The organism is Roseateles subflavus, from assembly GCF_030285365.1.
GTDB lineage: Bacteria > Pseudomonadota > Gammaproteobacteria > Burkholderiales > Burkholderiaceae_C > Roseateles_B > Roseateles_B subflavus.
This window is the reverse complement of record NZ_JASVDS010000002.1, coordinates 615,890-641,820: the sequence shown is the minus strand read 5'-3', so window position 1 is coordinate 641,820 and position 25,931 is coordinate 615,890. Positions and strand designations below refer to the sequence as shown.

At 71.1% G+C, this 25,931-nt stretch carries 23 protein-coding genes; 6 read left to right on the top strand and 17 right to left on the bottom strand.

What is annotated here, in order from left to right:
- Nucleotides 1-4: 4 nt before the first annotated feature.
- From QRD43_RS08685 to QRD43_RS08670, 4 genes are all read right to left on the bottom strand, one after another.
- Nucleotides 5-2,269 carry a xanthine dehydrogenase family protein molybdopterin-binding subunit gene (locus QRD43_RS08685; protein ID WP_285982089.1) on the bottom strand — a complete coding sequence of 755 codons (2,265 nt, stop codon included), beginning with the start codon at nucleotides 2,267-2,269 and terminating at the stop codon, nucleotides 5-7.
- A gap of 11 nt (nucleotides 2,270-2,280) precedes the next feature.
- Nucleotides 2,281-2,754 (bottom strand): (2Fe-2S)-binding protein, encoded by a 474-nt coding sequence (locus QRD43_RS08680; protein ID WP_285982088.1) that lies wholly within the window; start codon nucleotides 2,752-2,754, stop codon nucleotides 2,281-2,283.
- A 160-nt stretch (nucleotides 2,755-2,914) separates the two neighbouring features.
- Nucleotides 2,915-3,892: a LysR family transcriptional regulator gene (locus tag QRD43_RS08675; protein WP_285982087.1), complete on the bottom strand. Its 978-nt coding sequence runs from the start codon at nucleotides 3,890-3,892 to the stop codon at nucleotides 2,915-2,917.
- Between the two features lie 41 nt (nucleotides 3,893-3,933).
- Nucleotides 3,934-5,097 (bottom strand): questin oxidase family protein, encoded by a 1,164-nt coding sequence (locus QRD43_RS08670; RefSeq protein ID WP_285982086.1) that lies wholly within the window; start codon nucleotides 5,095-5,097, stop codon nucleotides 3,934-3,936.
- 107 nt (nucleotides 5,098-5,204) lie between these two features.
- Between QRD43_RS08670 and soxR the strand changes: the two genes are divergently transcribed.
- Nucleotides 5,205-5,690 carry a redox-sensitive transcriptional activator SoxR gene (soxR, locus tag QRD43_RS08665; RefSeq protein WP_285982085.1) on the top strand — a complete coding sequence of 162 codons (486 nt, stop codon included), beginning with the start codon at nucleotides 5,205-5,207 and terminating at the stop codon, nucleotides 5,688-5,690.
- A 21-nt stretch (nucleotides 5,691-5,711) separates the two neighbouring features.
- Here soxR and QRD43_RS08660 read toward each other — a convergent pair whose 3' ends face one another.
- Entirely contained in the window at nucleotides 5,712-6,545 is an 834-nt protein-coding gene (locus tag QRD43_RS08660; protein WP_285982084.1) for an inositol monophosphatase family protein, read from the bottom strand.
- 106 nt (nucleotides 6,546-6,651) lie between these two features.
- On the opposite strand from QRD43_RS08660, the gene QRD43_RS08655 reads away from it, so the two are divergent.
- Entirely contained in the window at nucleotides 6,652-7,395 is a 744-nt protein-coding gene (locus tag QRD43_RS08655) for a helix-turn-helix domain-containing protein (RefSeq protein WP_285982083.1), read from the top strand.
- A 25-nt stretch (nucleotides 7,396-7,420) separates the two neighbouring features.
- Here the strand turns inward: QRD43_RS08655 and speD are convergent, their stop codons facing one another.
- From speD to QRD43_RS08615, 8 genes are read right to left on the bottom strand one after another with little or no spacing between them, the layout of a single operon-like run.
- Nucleotides 7,421-7,795 (bottom strand): adenosylmethionine decarboxylase, encoded by a 375-nt coding sequence (gene speD, locus QRD43_RS08650; protein WP_285982082.1) that lies wholly within the window; start codon nucleotides 7,793-7,795, stop codon nucleotides 7,421-7,423.
- A 19-nt stretch (nucleotides 7,796-7,814) separates the two neighbouring features.
- On the bottom strand, nucleotides 7,815-8,069 hold the full coding sequence (gene moaD, locus QRD43_RS08645) for a molybdopterin converting factor subunit 1 (RefSeq protein WP_285982081.1): 255 nt from the start codon (nucleotides 8,067-8,069) through the stop codon (nucleotides 7,815-7,817).
- On the bottom strand, nucleotides 8,066-9,331 hold the full coding sequence (locus QRD43_RS08640; protein WP_285982080.1) for a molybdopterin molybdotransferase MoeA: 1,266 nt from the start codon (nucleotides 9,329-9,331) through the stop codon (nucleotides 8,066-8,068). Before QRD43_RS08640 ends, moaD begins: the two co-directional genes overlap by 4 nt.
- Nucleotides 9,321-10,730 (bottom strand): threonine synthase, encoded by a 1,410-nt coding sequence (gene thrC, locus QRD43_RS08635; RefSeq protein ID WP_285982079.1) that lies wholly within the window; start codon nucleotides 10,728-10,730, stop codon nucleotides 9,321-9,323. The genes QRD43_RS08640 and thrC overlap by 11 nt, the downstream gene beginning before the upstream one ends.
- Nucleotides 10,727-12,220: a hypothetical protein gene (locus QRD43_RS08630; RefSeq protein ID WP_285982078.1), complete on the bottom strand. Its 1,494-nt coding sequence runs from the start codon at nucleotides 12,218-12,220 to the stop codon at nucleotides 10,727-10,729. Before QRD43_RS08630 ends, thrC begins: the two co-directional genes overlap by 4 nt.
- On the bottom strand, nucleotides 12,217-13,572 hold the full coding sequence (locus QRD43_RS08625) for a hypothetical protein (RefSeq protein WP_285982077.1): 1,356 nt from the start codon (nucleotides 13,570-13,572) through the stop codon (nucleotides 12,217-12,219). Before QRD43_RS08625 ends, QRD43_RS08630 begins: the two co-directional genes overlap by 4 nt.
- A gap of 53 nt (nucleotides 13,573-13,625) precedes the next feature.
- A complete protein-coding gene (locus QRD43_RS08620; RefSeq protein WP_285982076.1) occupies nucleotides 13,626-14,948 on the bottom strand; it encodes a homoserine dehydrogenase in 1,323 nt (440 codons plus the stop codon).
- A gap of 35 nt (nucleotides 14,949-14,983) precedes the next feature.
- Nucleotides 14,984-16,210 carry a pyridoxal phosphate-dependent aminotransferase gene (locus QRD43_RS08615; protein WP_285982075.1) on the bottom strand — a complete coding sequence of 409 codons (1,227 nt, stop codon included), beginning with the start codon at nucleotides 16,208-16,210 and terminating at the stop codon, nucleotides 14,984-14,986.
- Nucleotides 16,211-16,378: 168 nt separating this feature from the next.
- Here QRD43_RS08615 and QRD43_RS08610 point away from each other — a divergent pair, with 168 nt between their 5' ends.
- From QRD43_RS08610 to QRD43_RS08595, 4 genes are all read left to right on the top strand, one after another.
- Entirely contained in the window at nucleotides 16,379-16,771 is a 393-nt protein-coding gene (locus QRD43_RS08610) for an Mth938-like domain-containing protein (RefSeq protein WP_285982074.1), read from the top strand.
- Between the two features lie 205 nt (nucleotides 16,772-16,976).
- Entirely contained in the window at nucleotides 16,977-17,456 is a 480-nt protein-coding gene (locus QRD43_RS08605) for a peroxiredoxin (RefSeq protein ID WP_285982073.1), read from the top strand.
- 288 nt (nucleotides 17,457-17,744) lie between these two features.
- Nucleotides 17,745-19,523, top strand: a complete 1,779-nt coding sequence (locus tag QRD43_RS08600) for a PhoH family protein (protein ID WP_285982072.1) — start codon at nucleotides 17,745-17,747, stop codon at nucleotides 19,521-19,523.
- 61 nt (nucleotides 19,524-19,584) lie between these two features.
- A complete protein-coding gene (locus QRD43_RS08595; protein ID WP_285982071.1) occupies nucleotides 19,585-20,427 on the top strand; it encodes an HAD family hydrolase in 843 nt (280 codons plus the stop codon).
- A gap of 748 nt (nucleotides 20,428-21,175) precedes the next feature.
- Here QRD43_RS08595 and QRD43_RS08590 read toward each other — a convergent pair.
- The 4 genes from QRD43_RS08590 to QRD43_RS08575 form a co-directional block, all read right to left on the bottom strand.
- Nucleotides 21,176-22,195: a 2-dehydropantoate 2-reductase gene (locus QRD43_RS08590; protein ID WP_285982070.1), complete on the bottom strand. Its 1,020-nt coding sequence runs from the start codon at nucleotides 22,193-22,195 to the stop codon at nucleotides 21,176-21,178.
- Nucleotides 22,192-23,703 carry a tripartite tricarboxylate transporter permease gene (locus QRD43_RS08585; RefSeq protein WP_285982069.1) on the bottom strand — a complete coding sequence of 504 codons (1,512 nt, stop codon included), beginning with the start codon at nucleotides 23,701-23,703 and terminating at the stop codon, nucleotides 22,192-22,194. Before QRD43_RS08585 ends, QRD43_RS08590 begins: the two co-directional genes overlap by 4 nt.
- A 9-nt stretch (nucleotides 23,704-23,712) precedes the next feature.
- Nucleotides 23,713-24,243, bottom strand: coding sequence for a tripartite tricarboxylate transporter TctB family protein (locus tag QRD43_RS08580; protein WP_285982068.1), 531 nt, complete (start codon nucleotides 24,241-24,243; stop codon nucleotides 23,713-23,715).
- Nucleotides 24,244-24,824: 581 nt separating this feature from the next.
- Nucleotides 24,825-25,829, bottom strand: coding sequence for a Bug family tripartite tricarboxylate transporter substrate binding protein (locus QRD43_RS08575; protein ID WP_434063861.1), 1,005 nt, complete (start codon nucleotides 25,827-25,829; stop codon nucleotides 24,825-24,827).
- Nucleotides 25,830-25,931 lie beyond the last annotated feature (102 nt).

Sequence of the window (25,931 nt, the reverse complement as noted above, 5' to 3'; positions counted from 1 at the left end):
GGTCTCAGGCGAGCTTGAAGGGCAGCGAGCGCTGCGGCTTGCCGGTCACCCGGGCGATGGCGTTGGCAAAGGCCGGCGCCAGCGGCGGCAGGCCGGGCTCGCCCATGCCCTTGGGCGGCTCGGCGCTGGGCACGATGTGCACGGCGATGGCCGGCATGTCGGGCATGCGCGCCACCACGTAGTCGCCGAAGTTGCTCTGCTCGACCACGCCGTCCTTGAAGGTGATGGCCGCGCCGGGCAGGCACATGCCCAGGCCCATCAGCGCGGCGCCCTGCACCTGCGCCTCGATGGTGCGCGGGTTCACGGCCAGGTTGCAGTGCACGCCCGCCGTCACCTGGTGCAGCACCGGCTGGCCCTTCTTCACGGAGGCCTCGACCACGTAGGCCACCACCGTCTCGAAGGACTCGTGCACCGCCACGCCCCAGGCACGGCCCGCGGGCAGCTTGCGCTTGCCGTAGCCGCTCTGCGCCACGGCCAGCTCCAGCGCGGCCCGGTGGCGCGGGTGCTGGTCGCCGAACATCTTCAGGCGGTAGGCCACCGGGTCCTGCTTCGTCCGCGCGGCGATCTCGTCGACGAGCGTCTCCATCACGAAGGCCGTGTGGGTGGAGCCCACACTGCGCCACCACAGCACCGGCACGTTCTCCTTGGGGTGATGCACGCGCAGCCGCATCGGGAAGGGATACGGCTCCTTCATGCCCTCGATGGCCGTCTGGTCGATGCCGTTCTTGACCATGAAGCCCTCGAACATCGTGCCGCTCACGATGGACTGGCCGACGATGACGTGGTCCCAGGCGAGCACGTTGCCGGCCTTGTCGAAGCCCAGGTGCGCCTGGTGCAGGTGCATGGGGCGGTAGTAGCCGCCGCGCATGTCGTCCTCACGGCTCCACTGCGTCTTGATGGGCGCCTCCAGGCCCGCCGCCCGGGCGGCCTTGGCGACGGCGCAGGCGTCCACCACGAAGTCGCTCGTGGGCGTGGCGCGGCGGCCGAAGCCGCCGCCGGCCATCTGCACCTTCACCGCCACCTGCTCGGGCTTGAGTCCCAGCACGCCCGCCGCGGCCATGCCGTCCACGCCGGGGAACTGCGTGCCCACCCACAGCGTGGCGCCTCCGGGCGTCCACTGCACGGTGCAGTTGAGCGGCTCCATGGGTGCATGCGCGAGGTAGGGGAAGTGGAACTCCGCCTGGATCTTGTGCGGCGCCTTGGCCAGCGGGGCCATGTCGGCCTTGAAATGCTCGGGGCCGTCCTGGCGCGCCATCTGGCGGTAGGCCGCGAGCTGCTTCTGGCTGTCGACCTTCTCGACGCCGCTCGTGTCCCAGTCGATCTTCAGCGCGTCACGCCCCTGCTTGGCGGGCCAGTAGCCCTCGGCGATGACGGCAACACCCTCGGCGCCGCGGTCCAGCGGCACGCGCAGCACGGCCTTCACGCCGCGGATGGCGCGCGCCGCGGCCTCGTCCACCGTGCGCGGCTTCGCGCCGAACACCGGCGGGCGGGCGACCACGGCCGTCAGCTGACCGGGCAGGCGCACGTCGATGCCGAAGTCCTGCCGGCCGCTGCTCTTGGCCTTGCTGTCCAGGCGGTTCGTGGGCTTGCCGATCAGGCGGAAGTCCTTGGGATTCTTGAGCGTGACCTGCTCGGGCACCGGCTGGGCCATGGCGGCCTCGGCGAGGTCCCCATAGCCGGCGCGGCGGCCGTCGGCGGCGATGACCTGCCCCTGCTCCGTGCGCAGGCTGGCCACGGGCACGTTCCAGCGGGCAGCCGCGGCGCCCAGCAGCATCGCGCGGGCGCGGGCGCCCAGTTCGCGGTACTGCATGAAGCTGTTCTTGATGGAGTTCGAGCCGCCCGTGATGTGCATGCCGAAGCCCGGATCGACGAAGGCGGGATCGTTGCTGCCCAGCTCGCCGCGCACGCGGGACCAGTCGGCGTCGAGCTCCTCCGCGAGGATCATGGGCAGCGCCGTCTGCACCCCCTGGCCGAATTCCAGGCGGTTGATCATGACGGTGACCGTGCCGTCCGTGGCGATGCGCACGAAGGACGTCGGCTGCTGGAAGGGCTTCAGCCCGGCAGGCGCGGCCTCACCGGCCGCGTTGGCGGCCAGCGGGGCCAGGCCCAGCGCGAAGCCGGCGCCACCGCTGACCTTGAGGAAGCCGCGGCGGCTCAGGCCGGCGGATGCCGGCGCGGCGGACTGGCGGGCCAGGATGTGCTGCAGGGCGCGCGGCATCTCGAGCGGCAGCGCAGCGGTCTGGTCGGGCGACAGATGATGGTTCAGCATGGCGATCTCCTTCAGGCCAGGGCGCGGGCGGCGTCCGCCACGGCGGCACGGATGCGGGCGTAGGTGCCGCAGCGGCAGATGTTGCCGGCCATGGCCGCGTCGATCTCGGCGGCGCTCGGCTGCTTGCCCTTGGGCAGGCTCTTGAGGAAGGCGGTGGCCGACATGATCTGCCCGCTCTGGCAGTAGCCGCACTGCGCGACATCGTGCTTGACCCAGGCGGCATGGACGGCGTCCCCGACGCGATCGCCACCGGCCGTCACGGCTTCGATGGTGGTGATGGGCTTGCCTTCGACGGCGGAGACCGGCGTCACGCAGGAGCGGATCGCCTGGCCGTCCACATGCACCGTGCAGGCGCCGCACAGGGCCGCGCCGCAGCCGAACTTGCTGCCGCACAGGCCGAGGTTGTCTCGCAGGGCCCACAGGACGGGGGTGCCGGGGTCGATGTCGAGCTGGTGCTCGCGGCCGTTGACGTGAAGCTGGGTCATGGCGTCGGGTCTCCGCGGTGAGGGAATGACGGGAAAGGAGCGCCCCCGGACCGGTACCCGAACAAGGGTGCGGCCAGGGAATCAGCCGCTGAATGTAGGACGTTCCCCGCCCGGCGGATAGCCCGGGGCGCTTGCTGCACTGTCAAGCGCTGCTTGCGAATCAGCCAGCCGGGCGCAGGTGGCGCCGGCGCCCCTCGGCCTCCAGGCGCGCCAGCTCCTGCGCCGTCAGCACATAGTCCGTGTTGCCGGCCAGCCGTTCGATGGCGAGGTCGATGAAGGCCCGCACCCGCGCGGGCTGGGCGACGCGGCTGCCCCAGTAGATGTGCAGGCCATACTGGTCCGCCACGTGCGGGGTGAGCAGCGGCACGAGCCGCCCCGCGCGCAGGTGCGCCGCGCCCATGATCCCGCTGACCTGGCCGACGGCGCGCCCCGAGAGGATGGCCCCCAGCTCCAGCCCTTCCTCGTTGGTCGAGAAGCCGGCCAGCACCTCCTGCTCCGTCGTCACGCCCTCCACCTTGACGGGCCAGGCCATGAGCCGCCCCGTGGACGGCAGCCGGAAGCCGCTGCACACGTGCGAGGCCAGCGCGGCGAGGCTGTCCGGCGCGCCGTGGCGCTCCAGGTAGGCCGGGGCGGCGCAGATGATCATCTGCAGCGGGAACAGCCGCCGCGCGATGACGCCATCCGCCGGCGCCGAGCCCACGCGGAAGCCCACGTCGACGCGGTCCTCGACCCAGTTGCCGATGCGGTCGTCCAGCAGCACATCGGGGTGGGCGTCCGGGTGGCGGCGGCAGAACTCGTCCAGCAGGGCGTTGATCACGGGCTGGAAGCTGGAGCGGGGGCCCACGATGCGCAGCGGCCCCGCGACCTCGTCCCGGGCCTGACGCACGACCTGGAAGGCGCGCTCCAGGCCCTGCAACGCGGGGAGTGCGGCGTCCATGAACAGCCGGCCCTCGTCCGTCAGCGACATGTTGCGCGTGGTGCGGTGGAAGAGCCGCGCGCCCAGCTTCTGCTCCAGCTGGGCCAGCGCCTGGCTGGCGGCCTGGGGGCTGATGCCCTCGGCGGCCGCGGCGCGGCGCAGGCTGCCCAGCTCGGCGGTCTTGACGAAGACGGACAGGGTGCGCAGTTCGTTCTGGGCCATGGCGGGGTCTGGATCTGGATCAAGCCGGAAGGCCCCGATTATCAAGCCCGCCTTGCCAATTCACGCCCGCCCTCCAGCATCCGCGCCGCGACCCGCCGCCAGTACGGATGCGGCGCCCGCAGGTCCTCCTGCCAGCAGGCGTGCACGCCCTTGATCACGTGCTCGTCGGCCTGGGCCAGGGCCGCGCGGTGCAGGGCCGGCCATGCCGACGGCGCCGAGGGCGGCACCTCGTCCTGCCACTGTACGCGCCCCGCCAGCCAGCCCGCGACGGCGGCGCGGTCCAGCGCGGCGATCAGGGGCCGGGGATCGGTGTCCGGCGGCAGCGCCGGCAGCAGCACCCGCAGCGCCCGCAGGCCGGTGATCAGGTGGAGCACGGTGAAGTTGCGGCTGTGCAGGTAGGCCTCGCGCGCCACGCCCAGCAGCTGCTCGCGACGTTCCGCCAGGGAGGCGACGGGGGCCAGGCGCTCGGCCAGGGCCGCGTAGAGGGGCGTGCCGGCGGCGCTGCGCATGCGGAAGAGGATCATCGGCAGCTCGCTGCGCCAGCGCGGCGCCTGCGCGCGCAGGGTCTCGGCCCAGGCGGCGGGCGTCAGCGGCTCACCGCCGTGCGGGCCGGCGGGCAGCAGCTCCCACCAGGCGGTCCACGTCGCCAGCGCCGCCGCCAGCTCGGCGGTGTGCGCCCCCTCGGCGGCATGGGCCACCCGGATCAGGCCATGGAAGGCGAAGGCATGGGGCGAGGCCAGCAGCTCCGGCAGGTGTGCGGCCAACACCGCCCGGGGCGTCATGCGGGCCAGCAGGGCCGTGAAGTAGGCGTGCAGCCAGGGATAGGCGAACGGCTGCCCCCGGTGGGCGAGCCAGTCGTCGCCTCGGCCGAGGCCCGCCTGCAGCCGGTCCGCCGCGCGTCTCGCATCGGCCGCGAGGGCCCCCTCGGCGGGCACCGCCACGGTCAGCTTGCAGCGTTCGCCGTCCAGCAGCCGCTGCAGGCGTTCGGCGTCCGCGCCCAGGTCCCAGGCCGCATGCAGAGCCATCGGCAGGTGATTGCTCATGGCGCCGTCAAAGGCCGGGCCGAAGGCCTGCGCCTCGTCCAGCAGCTGGTGCAGCAGCGCCAGCGAACCGGTCCTGCCGGCCGCCTCACCGCCGGGCCGCCCTTCGCCGCCGCCCCCGGAGCGCCGCTGCGACATATGGGTTTGATTCAGCACTTCGTCCATCACCGATCTCCTGTTCAAGGTTTGACGCGATGACGGCATGGTGAAAGTTCAAGTGAACTTGAAGTCAAGCGCAAAATGGGGCTGCCTACCGACGCCGGAGTCCGCTCATGCCATCGCCCGTTTCCCTCCTGCCCATCGGGGACTTCTCGCGCCGTGCCGGCATCGCCGCCAGCGCCCTGCGCTTCTACGAGGAGCAGGGCCTGCTGCAGAGCCATCGCAGCGCGTCCGGCCGGCGCCAGTTCGCACGGGGAGACCTGCGCCGCGTGGCCTTCATCCGGGCGGCGCAGACCGTGGGGCTGAGCCTTGACCAGATCCGCGCCGCGCTCGCCACCCTCCCCGACGCCCGCACGCCCACGGCGCGCGACTGGGAGCGCCTCTCCCGCGCCTGGCAGCCGCTGCTGGAGGCGCGCATCGCCGAGCTCGAGCGCCTGCGGGACACCCTCGCCTCCTGCATCGGCTGCGGCTGCCTGTCGCTCAACCGGTGCCGGCTCTACAACCCGCAGGACGCCGCCGGCAGCCGCGGTCCGGGGGCGCGGTACTGGCTGGGTGATCGATCGGCGGACGTGCTCGCCGACGCCGCGGCCGACGAATGATGGTCCCGGCGCCCGGCAGACTCAGGGCGATGCCGGGCACGGCGGACGGCGCAGCAGGGCCTGCAGCGCCCCATGGATGGGTTCGGGCGCCACGACCAGGCCCGAGCCTGGCTCGCCGAGTGCTCGCCCGCCCAGGGCCGTGACCCGTGCCCCCGCCTCCTGCGCGATGAGCAGGCCGGGCAGCCAGTCGGCCAGATGGCGGCCGCATTCCCAGTAGGCATCGAGCCGGCCGCTGGCCACGAGCGCCAGCGACAGCGTCGCCGACCCGATCCAGCGCTGCGCCAGCACCGCCGGCACCACCCGCCCCAGACCGTGCAGAAAGGCCTCGAGCTCCGCCGGCGGTCGGCGCGGCCAGTTGGGGAAGCTCGTGCCGACGGTGGCCCATGCCAGCGAAGCCGGCGCCTGGCAGCGCAGGACCTCCCCGTTGCAGTGCGCGCCGCGGTGCCGCACGGCGTGGTAGGTGCGCTGGAGGCTGGGGTCGCTGACGACGGCCAGCAGCGGCGTCGCGCCGTGCATCAGCGTCAGCGTGACGGTCCACATGGGCAGGCCGGCCAGGTACTGGATCGCGCCGTCCAGGGGATCGCAGAGCCAGTAGGGGCCGCGAGCCTCGGGCAGGCGTTCCGGCGTGAGCCCGGCCTGGATGAGCGGCACGCCCGGGGTGCAGGCGGCCAGCGTCGCGCCCAGGTCCTGCAGCACCCGCGCGCAGGCCTCGGCAAAGCACCGGCGCATCCGGGCTTCCTCCGCCAGGGCACGTACGGGCTGTGCGGCGAGCAGCCGCTGGCCGGCGGCGGCCACCGCCGTGAGGAGGGAATCGATCGCCGGCGCATCGAGGCCGGCGGGAAGTTCAGCAGTCATCAGGCACTCCGTGGATGGGATGCCTGCAGTGTTCCCACGCCGGCCGCGCCATACTTGCGCCTTTGTTCCAACCCGTTATTGGATCGGGCCAAGGCGGCCCCTTGCCATGCTCCTCTCCCCCATCCACAGCGAGGCGCTGCGCCACGAGGGCACCGATGCCCCGGCGCCGCACCGCCACGCGGCCGGCCAGCTGCTGCGGGTCGAAACCGGGCTCGTGACCGTGCTCACCGAGCACTCGCGCTGGACGCTGCCCCCGGGCTGCGTGGGCTGGGTGCCGCCGCATGCGCTGCACGGCGCGGTCTTCCAGGGGCCGACGCGCGGTGTCAACTTCTATGTGGACGCGGACTGGGCCGCCTCGCACCTGCCGGGCGACTGGAAGGTCGTGCGCTGCACGCCGCTGCTGGACGCCCTGCTCACCGAGCTGCATCGCGAGGCCGAGCGCTGCCGGCCTCCGGCCTACCGGGACGTTCTCGCGGACCTGCTCCAGCGGGCGCCCCATGAGGCGCTGGGCGTCCCGATGCCCGTCGAGCCGCGGCTGCGGCGCCTGTGCGAGCAGCTGCTGGCCCGGCCGGACGACCGCTCGGACCTCGACGACTGGGCCGCGCGCCTGCATGTGAGCCGCCGCACGCTCACGCGGCGCTTCCTGGCCGAGACCGGCCTCAGCTGGGTGCAATGGCGGCAGCAGGCGCGGCTGATGCTGGCGCTGGAGCGCCTCGTGGCGGGGCAATCGGTCACGACGGTGGCGCTGGCCGTGGGCTACGAGAGCCTCAGCACCTTCGTCACGCTGTTCCGGGCGCGCATGGGGCTGTCGCCCACGGCCTGGCTGGCGCGCACCGCGGCCGGGCGTTGACGGGAGGCCCGGCCCGGCGAGTGGCTCAGGCGCCGCGGTGCAGCGCCTGCTGCAGCGCCTCGGCCGGCGCGAAGGCCGCGACGAGCGCATCCATCAGCCGGCGGGCCTTGGCGCTGTTGTCGGCCCCGTAGTTGCAGACGTAGACGTCCAGCGTCACCCCGCCCAGCTCCGGCCAGGTGTGGATGGCCAGGTGAGACTCCGCCAGCAGCACGACGCCCGTGATGCCGCTGGCCTCGCCCTCGACGGCCGGCGTGAAGCGGTGGAACAGCTCGGCAACGGCGCCCAGCCCCGAGGCAGCGACGGCCTGCGTGCAGGTCTCGCGCAGCGCGGCGGGCTGGGTCATCAGCGGCTGGTGCGGATCGCAGCCCCGCAGGTCGGCGGTGAGGTGCAGGCCTTGCATGGCGGACCGGGGCGGCGCGTCAGCCGCCCGTGACCGGCGGGAAGAAGGCCACTTCGGCGCCCGCGGGGATGGGCACCGATTCCTTGGCGAGCTGCTGGTTCAGGGCGCAGCGCACGGCACGCGTGCGGGCGAGCGCGCTGGCATGGGGCTCGCCGCGGGCCATCAGCGCATCACGCAGCTGGCCCAGGGTCTGGCCGTCCTGCCAGGGGAGAGTCTCCTGCTCGCCCAGGGCCTCGCGCAGGGAGGCGAAATAGCGGACGGTGATGGAGCTCATTGCAGGGCGCTGAAAGGGATGAAACGCACAGTATCGCCGCTGCGGATGGGCGTGCCGGGCGGCACGTCGACCAGGCCGTCGCCCCACACGGCCGAGCTGAGCACCCCCGAGCCCTGGTTCGCGAAGAGCTCCAGCCCGCCGGCGGCATTGAGCCGCGCGCGCAGGAATTCGCGGCGCTTGTCCGCCTTGAGCCAGTCGAAGTCGGCCCGCAGCGGATAGGCCTGCGGGGCCAGCACCGCCGCGCCCTGCAGTCGCAGGATGACGGGCCGCACGGCCAGCAGGAAGGTCACGAAGCTGGAGACGGGATTGCCCGGCAGGCCGATGAACCAGGCCTGGCGGCCGTCCTGCCCGGGCCGGCGCACGGCCCCGAAGGCCAGGGGCTTGCCCGGCTTGATGGCCATCTGCCAGAGGTCCAGCTGCCCTTCGGCCTGCACGGCGGGACGCAGGTGGTCCTCCTCGCCGACGGACACGCCGCCCGAGGTGAGGATCAGGTCGGCGCGGGCCGCGGCGGTGCGCAGCGCGGCGCGCGTGGCGTCCAGGGTGTCGGGCACGATGCCGAGGTCCTCCACCTCGCAGCCCAGCTGCTGGAGCAGGCCGCGCAGCGTGAAGCGGTTGCTGTTGTAGATCGCGCCGGGCTTGAGCGGCTCACCCGGCATCGCGAGCTCGTCCCCCGTCGAGAACAGGGCGACACGCACGCGGCGGGCGACGGTCAGCGAGGCCGCGCCCACGGTGGCGGCGAGGCCCAGCGCGGCCGGGTCGAGGCGATGACCGGCCGCGAGCACCACGCTGCCGGCCTGCACGTCCTCACCCCGGCGGCGGATGGCGGCGCCCGGGGCCGGGCGGTCCACCACGCGCACGGCGCCCAGCCCGTCGCCGGCCACGGTCTCGCAGTGCTCCTGCATCTGCACGGCATCGGCGCCAGCCGGCACGGGCGCGCCGGTGAAGATGCGGGCCGCGGTGCCCGGCTCCAGCGCCATCGGCACGCTGCCGGCGGGCACGCGCTGGCTCACGGGCAGCACGGTACCGTCGGCGGGCAGATCGGCCAGACGCAGCGCATAGCCGTCCATCGCGCTGTTGTCGTGCGGCGGCACGTCGAGCTGCGAGCGGACCTCGGCGGCGAGCACGCGGCCGAGGGCTTCGAATGGAGACAGCGTCTCGGTCTCGCCCAGCGGCTGGACGGTGGACAGCAGGCGCTCGAGCGCCTCGTCGAGGCTCAGCAGCGGCTGGCGGGCGGGCGCAATGGCAGGGGTTTCAGCGGACATGGGCGTGAATGTAATCCTTCACCTGCTGCGCGTCGGCCGGCATCAGCTGCACCCGCTTGGGCAGGGCCTCGATGCCCTGCAGGTGCGCGGGCCGCGGCGGCTCCTCGCCCAGGGCCTCGACGATGGTCGCGGCAAACTTGGCGGGCAGCGCCGTCTCCAGCACCAGCATGGGGATGCCGTCCTGGCGCCAGTCCTGCGCGACCTTCAGGCCGTCCGCCGTGTGCGTGTCGACGATGACACCGTACTGCTGCTGCGTGGCGCGGATCGTCGCCAGGCGGTCGGCATGGCTGCTGGCCCCGGAGACGAAGCCGTAGCCGGCGATGGCGGCCTTCTCTGCGGCGCTGATCTCGAAACGGCCGTCGCGCTCGAGGGCGTCCTTGAAGAGCGCCTTCACGCGGGCGCCGTCCCGGCCCAGGAGGTCGAACACGAAGCGCTCGAAGTTGCTGGCCTTGGAGATGTCCATCGAGGGGCTGGAGGTCTCATGCGTCTCGGCACTGCCGCGCGGGCGGTAGACGCCGGTGCGGAAGAACTCGTCCAGCACGTCGTTCTCGTTGGTGGCGACGACCAGGCGCTCGATCGGCAGGCCCATCATGCGGGCCACATGGCCGGCGCAGACGTTGCCGAAGTTGCCGGAGGGGACGCAGAAGCTGACCCGCTCCTCATTGGACTTCGTCGCGTAGAAGTAGCCCGCGAAGTAGTAGACGACCTGGGCCAGCAAGCGCGCCCAGTTGATCGAATTGACCGTGCCGATCTTGTGCTCGCGCTTGAAGGCCAGGTCGTTCGAGACCGCCTTGACGATGTCCTGGCAGTCGTCGAACACGCCCTCGACGGCGATGTTGTGGATGTTCTCGTCCTGCAGGCTGAACATCTGCGCCTGCTGGAAGGGGCTCATGCGGCCGTGCGGCGAGAGCATGAACACGCGCACGCCCGCCTTGCCGCGCATGGCGTACTCGGCCGCGCTGCCGGTGTCCCCGCTGGTGGCGCCAAGGATGTTGAGCGTCTCGCCCCGGCGCTGGAGCTCGTACTCGAAGAGCTGGCCCAGCAGCTGCATGGCCATGTCCTTGAAGGCCAGCGTCGGGCCGTTGGACAGCGCCTGCAGGGCAAGGCCGGGCGCCAGCGGCTTGAGCGGCGTGATCTCCGGCGTGCCGAAGACCTCGGCCGTGTAGGTGCGGGCGCAGATCGCGCGCAGGTCCTCGGCCGGGATGTCGTCGATGTAGAGCGAGAGGATCTCGAAGGCCAGCTCGGGGTAGGCCAGGCCGCGCCAGCGGGTGAGCGTGGCGGCATCGACCTGCGGATAGCGCACGGGCAGGTACAGGCCGCCGTCCGGCGCCAGGCCTTCGAGCAGGATGTCGCAGAAACGGCGTTCGGTCTTGTCACCGCGGGTGCTGAGGTAGTTCACGGGCTTGGGCTTCCAGCTTGAGGTTGAGAGGGGGAGCGGTCATCCGGCCGCGCGGCCAGGGGCTGGCGCAGCTGCATGGCCTCGTCATAGGCTTCGGCGCCGCGCGCCCAGTCGCCGAGGGCCTCGGCGACGCGGCCGATGCGATCCAGCGCGGCGGCAAGATCCTGGCGGGCGCGCGGGCTGCCGCCGAGGCGGTGGTCCACGACCTGCAGGATCGACAGGCATTCCTCGAAGGCGAGGCCGGCACGGTTCCAGTCTCCCTGGGATTGCGCGACCAGGCCGACGTGGTCCAGCGCCTGCGCGACCGCCCGCAGCGTGTCCGGCGTCTCGCCGTGGCGCAGGGCGATCGTCCGGCACTGGTCGAGGCAGGCCTCGCTCGCTTCGGCGGCCTCGCGCCAGGCGCCCTGGTGCCGAGCCTGCCGGGCGAGGTGGTCGAGCGCGCGGGCCAGATCGCGCAGGGCGGCCGGCGTCTCGCCCAGGCGCTCGACCAGCGTGCGACAGACGACGACGGCCTCGCGGCTGGCGGCCAGGGCGTCAGGCGCGCGGCCGGCCCGGTGGAGCGTCTCGGCCCATTGCATCAAGGCCATGGCGAGGTCACGGCCTGCCGCGATGTCCAGCAGGCCGGGGCCCTGCTCCTGGCGGTGCCGGGCCAGGCGGACCAGCTGCGCGCCGAGGTCCAGCGCCTCGTCCAGGCGCCCGAGCCCCGCCAGCGCCGCCTGCGCGCGCAGGCCGTCGGGCAGCGTCAGCGCCAGCAGCGCCTCGTCCTGCAGCGGGAGGGATTCGACCGGGCGGTCGCCGCGCAGGCGCGTCCAGCGCTGCAGCCAGTCCTGCGCCTCGGCCGCGTCGAACCCGGCCGCACGCGGCGTGGCCTCGGCGTACACCGGACCGCCGAGGCCGTCCGGCGGGTCGAGGGCGTCTGGTGAGGCGCCCGCGGCGTCCGACGTCGGCAGCGCCGAGGCCGCCGGGAGACGGGCGGACGGCGCGGCGGGGCCCGCCCCGGCGTCGCGGCTGAGGCTCAGGCCCAGGCTGCGGACATGCCACAGGTCCGGCGCCAGGGCCGCGGCGGCACGCTGCGCGCCGTCGGGCAGCACCAGGACCAGCGCCCCAGGCAGCTCGGCCTCCAGGCGCCCGCGACGTTCGTTGAGGCGGCTCAGCAACTCGGTGCGGGCCCGCTCCCAGGCGCCCTGCCCGGCGCCGCGCTGCGCCTCCAGCCAGACGAGACGCGGCGGCGGGACGGCCCCTGCCGCATCGAACACGGCCTGCATGCTGCGCTCGGCCAGCGACGCCGGCGCGGCCTCGCCCACCTCGGCCCAGGGCCAGTGACGCGCGGCCAGCCAGGCTGACAGCCGGGCCTTGAAGGGCGCCAGCAGCGTCGGATCCGCCACGAACAGCACGATGTAGCCGAAGCCCTGCAGCTGGCCCAGGCGACGGCTCAGGCGCGCCCAGGCGGCCTCGCCGGCGGCGTCCAGGGCCTCGGCAGCGGCGCTCATGGCGCGGGGCTCCCCGCCGGGGCCGGCAGTGCCGGCGAGGTCTGGCTCTGGTCGATCAGCTGCCAGAGCAGCGGGTTCAGGTCCAGCCAGTCCACGCCATTGCGGTAGTTCAGCACGGCGCGCACATCGAAGAAGTGCGCCACCACGGGCAGCTCGTCCCGGTGGCGGAGCTCGAGCGCGTTCTGCTCGGCAATGCCCTTGAGCAGCGGGTACTCGTCCTGCACGACGAGGCTCTCGAACTCCACGCGGTGGCGCTGCACCACGGTCTCGAGGATGGCATCGTCGGCGCGCAGCGGCAGGCGATCCAGGGCGAAGGAGGCCTCGTCGAGCGTGTCCAGCAGCAGGCGGCGCAGCAGCTGGCGCAGGTCGCCGCCGGAGGTCAGGATCAGGCGGTCGAGCGCCGCTTCCGTCAGCAGCTCCCGCCAGCGCGGGCAGCGGCGCTCCACCACCTGGCGCATGGCCTGCAGCCCGGCCTCGCGGGGCGAGCGCCGCGCGCGGAACGGCGGCTCGCACACACGGACCGAGGCCAGCATGAAGAGCTGCACCAGGGCCTTGATGTTGGTGAGGTAAGGCAGGTAGGGCGGCACGGCGTACACCATGTGCAGGCCGGGCACGCGCAGCTGGTTCAGGTCCCCGTCGAACACGCGGACGACGCGGTCGAACATCTCGGTGGCATCCTTGCCGATGCCCCGCAGCCGCTCCAGGGAGTCCACCATCAGCACGACCTTGCTGGCCTGCCAGCGCTGCTGCACCGCCGCGGCCAGATGACCGATGTGGGCGCGGCACTCCGCCATCACGCGCTCCTGGCGTGCGAGGTCGAAGGCGCGCAGGCGCTGCATGAGGCTCTGCTGCTGCTGCTTGAACTCGGCCTTCACGCCGCCCAGTGTCACGCCGGAGATCTCGACCTCCGTGGCCAGCCAGCGGGTGAAGCGCTGCAGCGGATTCTCGGGCCCGTCCGGCGGGTGGCCCAGGGCGTCGGCCTGGCTCAGGCGGTCGGCAAAGGCTGCGGCGGTGACGAGCAGGAGGTCCAGGGTGTCGATCGGGTGGGTGTCCCCGATGTAGTCCAGCGCGTCGATGATGTAGGCGCGCGTGCCCGCCTGACCGTTCAGCAGGATCTCGAGGCGGCGCAGCTCCGTGCTCTTGCCGGTGCCGCGCTGGCCGCTGAAGTAGTAGAGCTGGGCGTCGCCGTGGCTGCGCCGGATGGCCCGCCCCAGCAGCGCGACCACGTCCTCGGCCCCGGTGCCATGCAGATTGGGCACGTAGTAGCCGCTCTGCGTGGAGAGCGCGCCGGGGTCGTTGGCCAGCAGCGCGGAGAAGTCATCCAGCAGCTGGCCGGGGTCGCTCGTGGTCATGGCAGCACTTCAGCGTGGGGCCAAAGCCGTTCCGGCGGGCATCCGGGCAGGCTTCAGGCCAGCTCCTCCTTGCGCAGGCGCACGATGGGCGCGAGCACCGTGGGCAGGGCCTGCATCTGCGCGAGCGCCGTGTTCATGCGGCCTTCCTGCGTCTCGTGCGTCAGGATGATGAGGTCCGTCTGCCGCTCGCCCTCGGCCGACTCGCGCTGCAGCACGGCGTCGATGGAGATGTCGTGCTCGGCCAGGATGGTCGTGATGCGCGAGAGCACGCCGGCCTCGTCCGCCACGCGCAGGCGCAGGTAGAAGCTCGTCAGCACCTGCGCCATCGGCAGGATGGGCGTGTTGTTCATGGCATCCGGCTGGAAGGCCAGGTGCGGCACGCGGTGGTCGGGGTCGGCGGTGTGCAGGCGGGTGATGTCGACGAGGTCGGCGATCACGGCCGAGGCCGTGGGCTCGGCACCGGCGCCCTTGCCGTAGTAGAGCGTCGTGCCCACGGCGTCAGCCTGGACCACGACCGCGTTCATGGCGCCCTCGACATTGGCGATCAGGCGCTGCGTCGGGATCAGCGTCGGGTGCACGCGCAGCTCGATGCCGCCACCTGCGACGTCGCTGCGGCGGCGGGCGATGCCCAGCAGCTTGATGCGGTAACCGAGCTGCTCGGCGTACTTGATGTCCGTGGCCTGCAGCTGGCTGATGCCCTCCACATGCGCCTTGTCGAACTGCACCGGGATGCCGAAGGCGATGGCGCTCATGATCGTGGCCTTGTGCGCGGCGTCCACGCCCTCGATGTCGAAGGTGGGGTCGGACTCGGCATAGCCCAGGCGCTGCGCCTCCTTCAGCACGGTGGCGAAGTCCAGGCCCTTGCTGCGCATCTCGGACAGGATGAAGTTCGTCGTGCCGTTGATGATGCCGGCGAGCCACTCGATGCGGTTGGCGGTCAGGCCCTCGCGCAGGGCCTTGATGATGGGGATGCCCCCGGCCACGGCGGCCTCGAAGGCGACCATCACGCCCTTCTCGCGGGCGGCGGCGAAGATCTCGGTGCCGTGCACGGCCAGCAGGGCCTTGTTGGCGGTGACGACATGCTTGCCGGCCGCGATGGCCTCCAGCACCAGCTCGCGCGCCAGGCCGCAGCCGCCGATCAGCTCGACGATGATGTCGATCTCGGGGTTGGCGATGATCTCGCGCGGGTCGGCCACGACCTGCGCGGCGTCGCCCACGATCTCACGCGCCAGCGCCACGTTGCGGCGCGACACCATGGTGATCTCGATGCCCCGGCCGGCGCGGCCGCGGATCTCGGCCTGGTTGCGACGCAGCACGTTGAAGGTGCCGCTGCCTACGGTGCCGATGCCAAGGAGGCCGACTTTGATCGCTTTCATGGTGTGTGCTCGTTCTGACGGGGTGGGGGGGCGGCTCAGCGCCCGTGGCGTTTTCGGTAGTTCGACAGGAAGCGCTCGATCCGGCCCACGGCTTCACGCAGGTCGTCGGTGTTGGGCAGGAACACGAGGCGGAAGTGATCGGGGGCGCTCCAGTTGAAGCCCGTCCCCTGGACGATCAGCACCTTTTCCTCGGCCAGCAGCTCATAGGCGAAACGCTGGTCGTCCTCGATCGGGTAGATCTTGGGGTCCAGGCGGGGGAACATGTAGAGCGCGGCCTTGGGCTTGACGACGCTGACGCCCGGGATCTGGCTCAGCAGCTCATAGGCGAGGTCGCGCTGGCGGCACAGGCGGCCGGTGGGCGCCACGAGGTCCTTGATGCTCTGGTAGCCGCCCAGGGCGGTCTGGATGGCCAGCTGCCCCGGCGTGTTGGCGCACAGGCGCATCGAGGCCAGCATGTTCAGGCCCGTGATGTAGTCCTGGGCGTGGCGCTTCTCGCCCGAGACGACCATCCAGCCGGCACGGTAGCCGCAGCTGCGGTAGTTCTTGGACAGGCCGTTGAAGGTCAGCGTGAGGACGTCTTCCGAGAGCGAGGCGATGCTGGTGTGGACGTTGCCGTCGAACAGCGTCTTGTCGTAGATCTCGTCCGCCATGATGATCAGCTGGTGCTGGCGGGCGACCTCGATGATCTCGAGCAGGAGCGACTCCGGGTAGAGCGCGCCGGTGGGATTGTTCGGGTTGATGACGACGATCGCCCGGGTGCGCGGGGTGATCTTGCGCTTGATGTCCTCGATGTCGGGCATCCAGTCGCTCTGCTCGTCGCAGACGTAGTGCACCGGCGTGCCGCCCGAGAGCGCCACGGCGGCGGTGTACAGCGGGTAGTCGGGCGCGGGCAGCAGCACCTCGTCGCCGTTGTCCAGCAGGGCGTTCAGGGCCATCACGATCAGCTCGGAGGCGCCGTTGCCCAGATAGACGTCGTCCACCGTCACGCCGCGGATGTTCTTTTCCTGGCAGTAGTGCACCACCGCCTTGCGGGGGGCGAAGAGGCCCTTGGAGTCGGTGTAGCCGGCGGCGTCGGGCAGGTTGCGGATCATGTCCTGGACGATCTCGTCCGGGGGGGCGATGCCGAAGGCGGCGATGTTGCCGATGTTCAGCTTGATGATCTTCTGCCCCTCTTCCTCCATCTGCCGCGCCTTGTCCAGCACAGGACCACGGATGTCGTAGCAGACATTGGCAAGCTTGGCGGACTTGGAAATCGGGTTCAAGACAGGGACTCCTCGTGGATGCCGCGCATGCTGCGCCGCAAAACGTAGAATTTAACAGGGTAGCAGGGCTTTCCCTGGATGGAACGCTCCATGATTCGCAAGCCGCGCACCTAGGCTTCGTCCGCCCTGCCTTCGCCCCGTCACCCCTCCCAACTCCAGCGCTCCGGCATGAAATTCCAGCTCGACGAACAGCAAGGCGGCAACAGCATCTCCCGTCATGAGACCAACCGCGTGTGGGTCAATGGCCGGCCCCACGGCAGCAGCCTGCTGGTGCCCTGGCGCGGCGAGGTACAGGGCTGGGGCGTCGGGCGCTTCGAGGACCTGGACGAGCCCGCCTTCGAGCGCATCCTGGCCCTCAAGCCCGAACTCGTGATCTTCGGCAGCGGCGAGCGCCTGCGCTTCGTGCCGCCGGCGCGCTACCGGGCGCTGATCGAGGCCCGGATCGGCCTGGAGACGATGGACCTCGCCGCCGCCTGCCGCACCTACAACGTGCTGGCCGCGGAAGGCCGCGCCGTGCTGGCAGCCCTGCTGATCGAAGGCGCGGAGCCGCCGCAGGCCTGAGCCCGATCGGGACGGGGGTGCGGCTCGAGGCCTCCCGGAGCACACGGGGCAAGGCGCCCTGCGGCGCAGTCCGGAGGCTGGCGAGTGCAGCATTCCTGGCGCCTCCGGACAATCCCCTGAAGGGGTCGTCCGGACCGGCTTTGGCGTTCAACGTATAATTGCAGGCTATGCCCAGCCGGGCAGGCCCACTAGCAAAAACGCCCACATGACGCCAGCGCTCAACAAACCCCTCCCGGAAATTGAAGCTCTTGCTACCGGAGGCGTGAAGTTCACCCCCCAGGCCTTCCATGGCCAGACGGTGGTGCTTTACTTCTACCCCAAGGACAATACCCCGGGTTGCACCACCGAAGCCATGCAATTCCGCGACCGCCACAAGGACTTTGTGAAGGCCGGCGCCGTGGTGCTGGGGGTGTCGCGTGACAACATGGTGTCGCACGACAAGTTCAAGCAAGCCCTCGAACTGCCCTTCGAGCTGATCGCCGACACGGAAGAGAAGCTCTGCCACATGTTCGGCGTGGTCAAGAACAAGATCATGTACGGCAAGAAGGTGAAGGGCATCGAGCGCTCCACCTTCCTGATCGACGCCAGCGGCGTGCTGCGTGCCGAGTGGCGCGGCATCAAGGTGGCGGGCCACGTGGACGAAGTCCTGAAGGCCGTGAAGTCGCTCAAGAAGGAAGCCGCCTGATCGCGTGCTGAGTGCCGCGGGCAGCCCCGCAGTATCTCGCCCGAGCCGGTCCCGTTCATGACGAGGCCGGCTTTGTTGTATTTGGACGCCGCCCCACCCCGCCGTCGGGCAGCCCGGGCGACTTGTGCATAATCAATCCATGCCCTCGCGCCCCGGATCCCGTCCCGCCCCCAGAAGCCGCCTCACGACGAAGGCGGCTTTTTGCTTTTCTGGATGCCATCCCGGGCGCGAAGGGCGGTCTTCGCACCCACTATCCGGGACGGCTTGACCCGTCCCGCCATCGCTCACATGCCACTGCCCAAGCCCCCGACCAAGCGCGCTGCCCGTCTGGACGCCAGCGAATTCGCCACCAGCCTGGTCCCCAGCAAGAAGAAACCGGTGCTGGCCGCCCTTCCCGAGGCCAAGCCGATGGCGACGCCCGCGCTGAGCGTGGTGGCGCCGCCCGTGGCGGCCGCCGCGCCCGCCGGCCCCGCCAAGCCCCAGCGCACCGCCAAGGTCCTGCGCCCGGCCGCCGAGCTGGCCATGCCGGCGCCGGCCCCCGTGCAGGCGCGCACCCCCCAGGCCCCGGCGGCACCGGCTGCACCCGCCGTGCAGGTCACCCGCGCCGCCGCGCCCGCCACCCCCGCCAAGCCCCGCAGCAACAAGGCCGCGCGGCCGCGGGCCGGTGGTGCCACCAAGCTCTTCGTGCTGGACACGAATGTGCTGATGCACGACCCGATGTGCCTGTTCCGCTTCGAGGAACACGACATCTACCTGCCGATGATCACGCTGGAGGAGCTCGACGGCCACAAGAAGGGCATGACCGAGGTCGCCCGCAATGTGCGCCAGGTCAGCCGTGATCTCGACGCCTTGGCCGCCAGCCTCAAAAGCAGCACGCTGGAGGAAATGGCCAAGGGCCTGCCCCTGGACCAGACCGGCCACCGCGAGGCCGGCGGCAAGCTCTTCTTCCAGACGCAGCTGATCGACGCCCCCCTGCCCCAGGGCCTGCCGCAGGGCAAGGCGGACAACCAGATCCTGGGCGTCGTGCAGGCGCTCAAGGCGCAGCAACCGGAGCGCGAGGTCGTGCTGGTGTCCAAGGACATCAACATGCGGATCAAGGCCCGGGCGCTGGGCCTGCCCGCCGAGGACTACCGCAACGACAAGACGCTGGAAGACTCCGACCTCCTCTACACCGGCGTGCAGGCCCTGCCCGCCGATTTCTGGGAGCGCCATGGCAAGACCATGGAGAGCTGGCAACAGGGCGGCATCACCTTCTACCGCATCAGCGGCCCGCTGGTGCCCTCGCTGCTGGTCAACGAGCTGGTCTACCTGGAGGCGCCCGGCGCCGCGCCGCTGTATGCCAAGGTCACCGAGATCACCGGCAAGAGCGCCGTGCTGCGCACGCTGCGGGACTTCGGCCACCAGAAGAACGCCGTCTGGGGCGTGACCGCCCGCAACCGCGAGCAGAACTTCGCCCTGAACCTGCTGATGGACCCGGACGTCGACTTCGTCACCCTCACCGGCACCGCCGGCACGGGCAAGACGCTGATGACGCTGGCCGCCGGCCTCTCGCAGGTGCTGGACGAGCGCCGCTACAGCGAGATCATCGTCACCCGCGTGACGGTGCCCGTGGGCGAGGACATCGGCTTCCTGCCTGGCACCGAGGAAGAGAAGATGGGCCCCTGGATGGGCGCGCTGGACGACAACCTCGAAGTCCTGGCCCGCGGTGACAGCAGCGCCGGCGAGTGGGGCCGCGCGGCCACCAACGACCTCGTGCGCAGCAAGATCAAGATCAAGAGCCTGAACTTCATGCGCGGCCGGACCTTCCTGAACAAGTACGTCATCATCGACGAGGCCCAGAACCTGACGCCCAAGCAGATGAAGACGCTGATCACCCGGGCCGGCCCGGGCACCAAGATCGTCTGCCTGGGCAACCTCGCGCAGATCGACACGCCCTACCTCACCGAGGGCTCATCGGGCCTGACCTACGCCGTGGACCGCTTCAAGGGCTGGGCCCACAGCGGGCACGTCACCCTGGCCCGCGGCGAACGCTCGCGCCTGGCGGACTTCGCCTCCGAGGTGCTCTGACGCCCGGCGGGCGACGCCCTCCCCCGGCGGCGCTGCGGCGCCGCTTTTTCATGGAGAAGCGATGACGCTTTACGTCTCCGACCTCGATGGCACCCTGCTCGACCGGCGGGGCCAGCTCTCCGAGGCCACGCGCACCGGCCTTGGGGCACTGCTGGCCCAGGGGCTGGTCTTCACCGTGGCCAGCGCGCGCCATGTGGTGTCCATCCGCCAACTGCTGGCCGGGCTGCCGCTGAGCCTGCCGGTGATCTCGTCCAACGGCGCCTTCATCAGCGACCTCGCCACCGGCCGGCATGAGCTCGTGCACGGCATGGACGGCGCGCTGGGCGACGCGCTCTTCGCGCTGGTGCGGCGGCACGGGCAGCTGCCCTTTCTCTCGATCCACACGCCCGAGGGCGACCGGCTCTACTGGCAGGAGGTCGAGAACGAGGGCCAGCAGCACTTCGTCGACGAGCGGGTGCTCAACGGCGATCCGCGCCTGCGGGCCTGTGACGACCTGGCATGCGAACTGGGCGGCGGGCCGCTGATGACGCTCGTCGTGGTCGGCTCGCATGCGCCGCTGCAGGCCCTGTTTGACGACATCCAGGCCCAGTTCGGCGATGCCGTGCAATGCCACCTCAACGAGGATCTCTACCGTCCGGCCTGGCCCTGGCTGACCGTGCACGACCGCCGTGCGACCAAGGACCAGGCGATCCACATCCTCGCCCAGCGCTATGGCCTGAGCGACCGCGAGGTGGTGGTCTTCGGGGACCAGGTGAACGACATCACCATGCTGCGCGCCGCGCATCGGGGCGTGGCAATGGCCAATGCCATCGACGAGGTCAAGGCCGAGGCGCACACGGTGATCGGGCACCACGACGAGGACGCGGTGCTGCACTTCCTGCGCCAGGACTGGCGTCCGCGATAAGCCCCGGCCCGACGGCGTCACTGCTGCTGGGCGTCGCCGTGGCCGCGGCGTCGGTCAAGCTCGCCTGCACGGCGTGGTTGCTGCACCAGCGCCGGGTCGGCCGGCAGACGCCGGCTGACGAGGCGCTCTGGTAGGCCGGCAAGCTCAGCGCCCTGCTGCTGCTGGCGGCCTGCATCGCCCGGGCCTGGCGCCTCGGGGACGGGCCGACGTTCGAGGCGCTGGCGCTGCTGGGCGTCGTTGCCACGCCCGTGGCGCTGGTGATGATGCGGCGGCGCTGGGCGCGGACAGCTGGGGCTCGGCGCGAAGCCCATCGCCACGCCTGAGACTGGCGCGGGCGCTCGGCACGGCACCCGTCACTGAGCCAGTACCGATCCCGTCCCGATCCCATCATCGATCCCGCCATTGCGCCTGATGCCGCTTCTGGCGCCGCCAGCGGCCGCGGATGTGCCATCCCGCAGCCCGGCATGCCCTACACGCTGCGCATGCGCGGCATGCTCACGGCGCCCCTGGCGCTCAGGCCTGGCGCCCCGGGCCGACTGAACGGCAGCCGCGAACCGCCGGCAGCCCTGGCGAGACGCCCGCACGGCCGGCGCCTGCACCAAGCAGCACGATCCCCCTCTGAAATGCCGGCACCGGGCGACGTCGGGCCGCTGCGTGCCGGCACCGGGCCCAGCCGGCCCGCCGGTCCGGGTCACGCGGGCCCGCGCTCGTGATGGTCCAGGCCCTGGGCCGATCAACCCTGGGCCGATCAAGCCAGCGGCTGCACCGCCAGCCGCCCGCCCTGCGCCTGCAGGGTCTGCCCCAGCAGCCGGGTCAGGGCATACACGGCATCGAGATTCGGGCTCGGTGTGCCGGTGATCCGGGCCAGCTCCACGACGGCCCCCAGCAGCGCCTCCAGCTCCAGCGCACGGCCGGCTTCCACGTCCTGCAGCATGGACGTCTTGTGCGCGCCGACGGCCTCGGCCCCGGCGATGCGCTTGTCCAGCGAGATCTTGAACTGGACGCCCAGCTGCTCGCCGACGGCCTGTGCCTCAGTCATCATGCGCGCGGCCAGCTCACGGGACAGCGGGAAGCGGCAGATGTCCTCCAGCGTCGCGTGGGTCAGGGCCGAGATCGGGTTGAAGCTCAGGTTGCCCCACAGCTTGACCCACAGTTCGGAGCGGATGTCCCGGCTCACGGGCGCCTTGAAGCCCGCCTGCATCAGCACCTGGGCCAGGGCCTCGATGCGTTCGCTGCGGCTGCCATCAAGCTCGCCGAGCGAGAAGCGGTTGCCCTCGATCAGCCGCACCACGCCGGGCGCCTCGAGCTGCGCCGCCGGATAGACGATGCTGCCGATGACCTGCGCCGAGGGGATCGCGAGGGCCAGGGCGCCGCCCGGGTCGACGGACTCCAGCACCCGGCCTTCGTGCGGGCCCGCCAGCCCCTGGAAGTACCACCAGGGCAGGCCATTGATCATGCTGACGACCAGCGTCTGCGGGCCGATCAGCGCCGGCAGCTCCGCCAGCAGATCCGCGAGCTGATGGGCCTTGACCGTCAACAGGACGACCTCCTGCGGGCCGGCCTCGGCCATGCGCTGCACGGCGCGGAGGTGCTCACCGGCCGGGGCGTGCCGTGTGCTGCCGTCCTCCTCGATGAGCCGGAAGCCTTCGGCATTGATGGCCGCGAGGTTGCGGTTGCGGGCGATGAAGGTGACGGTATGGCCGGCCAGCGCCAGGCGCGTACCCAGCAGGCCGCCGATGGCACCGGCGCCGACGATTGCGAACTTCATGCACTCACCGCGATTTCATTGCGCGCCAGGCGGCGCTTGAGCAGCCCGTAGAGGGGCCAGACCAGCATGAGCAGGGCCAGGGCCGTCAGGCCGCCGACCAGCGCATTGGACCAGAAGATCCCCAGGCTGCCCTGGGACACGAGCATCGACTGCCGGAAGTTGGCCTCCGCCTTGTCCCCCAGCACCAGGGCCAGCACCAGCGGGGCCAGCGGGATGCGCAGCTTCTTGAACACATAGCCCATCACGCCGAAGACCAGCATCATGTAGACGTCGAACATGGCGCCATGCACCGTGTAGGCCCCGATGGCGCAGGTCACGATGATCACCGGCGCGATGATGGAGAAGGGAATGCGCAGGATGGCAGCCCAGAACGGCACGGTGGTCAGCACCACCAGCAGGCCCACGACGTTGCTGAGGTACATCGAGGCGATCAGGCCCCAGACGAAGTCCTTGTTCTCCGTGAACAGCATGGGGCCCGGTTGCAGGCCCCAGATCACGAGGCCGCCCAGCAGCACGGCGGCCGTGGGCGAGCCGGGAATGCCCAGCGTCAGCATCGGCAGCAGCGCCGAGGTGCCCGCCGCATGGGCCGCGGTCTCGGGGGCGACCACGCCGGCCAGCTCGCCCTTGCCGAAGCGCTCCGGATGGCGGGAGAGGCGCTGCGCCACGCCATAGCTCATGAAGGACGCGGGCGTCGCGCCGCCGGGCGTGATGCCCATCCAGCAGCCGATGGCCACCGAGCGCAGGAACAGCTTCCAGTGCTTGAGCAGCGCCCACCAGGTCTCGAAGACCACCTTGGGACTGATGCGCGCGCTCTGCCCCTTGAAGGCCAGGCCCTCTTCCATCGTCAGCAGGATCTCGCCGATGCCGAAGAGCCCGATCACGGCGATGAGGAAGTCGAAGCCCTTCAGCAGCTCGGTGAAGCCGAAGGTCATGCGCAGCTGCCCGGTCATGTCGTCCATGCCGATGGTGGCGAGCGCGAAGCCCAGCAGCATGGAGATGAGCGTCTTGACCGGGGCCTCCCGGCTCATGCCGACAAAGCTGCAGAAGGTCAGCAACTGCACGGCGAACAGCTCGGCAGGCCCGAACCGCAACGCGAAACGGGCGAGCAGCGGCGCAAGGAAGCTGATGAGCAGCGTGGCGAACAGGGCGCCGACGAAGGACGAGGTGAAGGCGGCCGTCAGCGCCTGCGCCGCCTCGCCGCGCTGCGCCATCGGATAGCCGTCGAAGGTGGTCGCCACGGACCAGGGCTCGCCGGGGATGTTGAAGAGGATGGAGGTGATGGCTCCCCCGAACAGGGCGCCCCAGTAGATGCACGACAGCATGATGATGGCCGTCGTGGGGTTCATCGTGAAGGTCAGGGGCAGCAGGATGGCGACACCGTTGGCACCGCCCAGGCCCGGCAGCACGCCGATGAGCACCCCCAGCAGCAGGCCCACCATCATGTAGCCGAGGTTGGGCAGGGTCGCCGCGACTGAGAAGCCATGCATCAGGCTGTTGAAATCGTCCATGTCCGCTCCTCAGAAACCCAGCCAGTGCTCCAGCGGCCCCTTGGGGAGCGGCTGCACGAACCAACGTTCGAAGAGCAGGAAGATCAGCACGACCAGCCCGACGGACACCGCGCCCACCTTGACCCAGGCGTAGCCGCCCTGCCGCCGCATGAACCAGGCGATCAGCAGGGCCGAGGGCACGTAGATGCCCAGCCAAGGGATCAGCGCCACATAGAGCACGGTGGGAAGAAAGACCGCCGTGACATCCAGCAGCGGCCCCCTCTCCACGAAGAGCTGCGTGGCGCTCGACCAGCACCGCAGCTGCTGCACGAGCAGCCAGCCGCTGCAGGCCGCCAGCCCCAGGCCGATGCGGAAGGGGAAGTAGCCGGACTGCGGGCCATCGTCCGCCCAGCCGGTGCCGAGGCGCAGGCTGTCCAGGATGAGCAGGCCAGCGAAGGCCAGCAGCATCGCCGCCGTGCCCAGTTCCACCCACCGCTGCGGCAGACCTCGCCGCTCGGTGGCCCCGCCGGCATCACCCGGTTGATCTTGTGCTTCCATCATGTCTCCCCTGCAGTTGACGGCCCCACGCCCGGGCCACGCATTCCCTCGATCGTCCTCACCGCCCGCCACGCGCCACGCGCCACCGGGCCGGGCGCTCGCGCCGGCGCGCGTCCCAAGCAGCGGACGCCGGCGTGCGCAGCGATCCGCGCGCGCCGCGGTCCTCCCCCACGACGGCACCTCAGCTGGCACCTCAGCCGACGCTTCGGCCAACACCTCAGCCGACACCTCACCTGCCATCTCACCTGGCTCCCCGAGCCTGCGCCCAGCCCACAGATCACCCGGGGCCGTGAACCCGCAGCGCTGATCCGCTCCCCTGCCGCGCAAGCCGACGGACCTCGGCCCGCCGCGCGTGGCCCCGCCGCATGAGCACAGGGGGCCCGGCGCCGTGGCGGGTGCCGACGGGCATCAGCGCCCAAATCAGCGCCCAAATCCGCACCGAAATCCGCGCTGAAAACTGCGCTGACCATCATGGGGACACTGACGCCGACGGTCAGCCCCCGCCTGTCTGGTCAGCATGCCCCAGCGGCCGACGGAGCCGCCGAGGCACGCGCCCCGGCGCCTGGCACACTGGCCATGCGCCCTTACTGGGCAATGAAGCCGGCTTCCTTCATCAGCACCCGGTGCAGCTGCTCATTGCGGCCCAGCCAGTCGAAGTAGGCCTCGCCCTGGAGCGCCTCCTGCCGGAAGGCGCCCTTGGCCATGAAGTCCTTCCACTCCGGCAGCTTGCGCAATTTGTCGAGCATCTCGACGTAGAAGGCCTTCTGGTCGGCGGTGACGCCCGGTGCCATGAAGATGCCGCGCAGCATCAGGTAGGACACGGGAATGCCCTGCGAGGCGCAGGTGGGCAGGTCCTGCCAGCTCTGAGCGGCGGTGACCTTCGCCGGATAGGGCATCGGCTTGTCGTCGAACACGCACAGCGCGCGGAGCTTGCCGGCGCGCCAGTGGGACTCGGCCTCGATGGGGTTGTTCACTGTGGAGTCGACATGCTTGCCGACCAGCTGCACCGCGACATCGCCACCGCCCTTGAAGGGCACGTAGATGATCTTCTTGCCCGCGGCCTTTTCCAGCATCACCGTGATGATCTGGTCTTCCTGCTTGGAGCCCGTGCCACCCATCTTGAAGGTGCCCGGCGGCTGGCTCTTGATGGCGTTGAAGTAGTCCCGGGCCGTCTTGTAGGGCGCGTCCTCGTTCACCCAGAGCACGAACTGGTCGAGGGCCATCATCGAGACGGGGGTCAGGTCCCGCCAGTTGAAGGGGACGCCCGTGGCCAGCGGCGTGGTGTAGAGGTTGGACAGGGTGATGACCAGCTTGTGCGGGTTGCCCTTGTCGCCCTTGACGTCCAGGAACCCTTCCGCCCCGGCGCCCCCGGCCTTGTTCACCACCACCACGGGCTGCGGCGACAGCTGATGCTTGGCCACCATGCCCTGGATGAAGCGGGCCATCTGGTCCGCGCCCCCGCCGGTGCCGGCCGGCACGACGAACTCGATGGGCTTGCTGGGCTGCCACGCAGCTGCCAGGGCATTTCCGCAGGCAGCCAGTGCCAGGACGCCGAGGGCCAGGCCTGCGCACGAGGCCCGGCGCGGCATCGAGGTGCCACGCGCGGCAGTTCGGGAGGGAACCCAGGGTGAACTCAGGCGCAGCGCGGCGCGCAGGGAGGCGTACTTCGGCATGACGATGGATCTCTTCCT